Here is a 1,695-nt window from a genome sequence, read left to right as displayed (position 1 = left end):
GGCGTGTTGTTTGAGAACTCAATAGTGTGTTTGGTGGTTTTTGTTTGTTGTTGTTTTTGCCATGCCTTCGGCGCCCCGTGTTGGGGGTGTGGCGTTTTTTTGATGTCAGTTTTTGACTGATGTTTTGGGATTGTTTCCAAATGGTTTTTGTTTGGAGAGTTTGATCCTGGCTCAGGACGAACGCTGGCGGCGTGCTTAACACATGCAAGTCGAACGGAAAGGCCCTTTCGGGGGTACTCGAGTGGCGAACGGGTGAGTAACACGTGGGTGATCTGCCCTGCACTTTGGGATAAGCCTGGGAAACTGGGTCTAATACCGAATAGGACCACGCGCTTCATGGTGTGTGGTGGAAAGCTTTTGCGGTGTGGGATGGGCCCGCGGCCTATCAGCTTGTTGGTGGGGTAATGGCCTACCAAGGCGACGACGGGTAGCCGGCCTGAGAGGGTGTCCGGCCACACTGGGACTGAGATACGGCCCAGACTCCTACGGGAGGCAGCAGTGGGGAATATTGCACAATGGGCGCAAGCCTGATGCAGCGACGCCGCGTGGGGGATGACGGCCTTCGGGTTGTAAACCTCTTTCAGTATCGGCGAAGCTCCAGGATTCTTCTTGGGGTGACGGTAGGTACAGAAGAAGCACCGGCCAACTACGTGCCAGCAGCCGCGGTAATACGTAGGGTGCGAGCGTTGTCCGGAATTACTGGGCGTAAAGAGCTCGTAGGTGGTTTGTCACGTTGTCCGTGAAAACTCACAGCTTAACTGTGGGCGTGCGGGCGATACGGGCAGACTGGAGTACTGTAGGGGAGACTGGAATTCCTGGTGTAGCGGTGGAATGCGCAGATATCAGGAGGAACACCGGTGGCGAAGGCGGGTCTCTGGGCAGTAACTGACGCTGAGGAGCGAAAGCGTGGGGAGCGAACAGGATTAGATACCCTGGTAGTCCACGCCGTAAACGGTGGGTACTAGGTGTGGGTTTCCTTCCTTTAGGGATCCGTGCCGTAGCTAACGCATTAAGTACCCCGCCTGGGGAGTACGGCCGCAAGGCTAAAACTCAAAGGAATTGACGGGGGCCCGCACAAGCGGCGGAGCATGTGGATTAATTCGATGCAACGCGAAGAACCTTACCTGGGTTTGACATGCACAGGACGCCGGTAGAGATATCGGTTCCCTTGTGGCCTGTGTGCAGGTGGTGCATGGCTGTCGTCAGCTCGTGTCGTGAGATGTTGGGTTAAGTCCCGCAACGAGCGCAACCCTTGTCTCATGTTGCCAGCACGTTATGGTGGGGACTCGTGAGAGACTGCCGGGGTCAACTCGGAGGAAGGTGGGGATGACGTCAAGTCATCATGCCCCTTATGTCCAGGGCTTCACACATGCTACAATGGCCGGTACAAAGGGCTGCGATCCCGTGAGGGTTAGCGAATCCTTTAAAGCCGGTCTCAGTTCGGATTGGGGTCTGCAACTCGACCCCATGAAGTCGGAGTCGCTAGTAATCGCAGATCAGCAACGCTGCGGTGAATACGTTCCCGGGCCTTGTACACACCGCCCGTCACGTCATGAAAGTCGGTAACACCCGAAGCCGGTGGCCTAACCCTTGTGGAGGGAGCCGTCGAAGGTGGGATCGGCGATTGGGACGAAGTCGTAACAAGGTAGCCGTACCGGAAGGTGCGGCTGGATCACCTCCTTTCTAAGGAGCACC

Annotated in this window: 1 rRNA gene; it reads left to right on the top strand. The window is 56.4% G+C overall.

From position 1 onward, the window contains the following. Window positions 1-148: 148 nt before the first annotated feature. Window positions 149-1,683, top strand: a 16S ribosomal RNA gene (locus LI94_RS21115). Window positions 1,684-1,695 lie beyond the last annotated feature (12 nt).

The organism is Mycobacterium sp. UM_Kg27, assembly GCF_000972905.1.
Taxonomy (GTDB): Bacteria; Actinomycetota; Actinomycetes; order Mycobacteriales; family Mycobacteriaceae; genus Mycobacterium.
The sequence above is the reverse complement of the archived record's forward strand: the minus strand, read 5'-3'. Positions and strand labels throughout refer to the sequence as shown.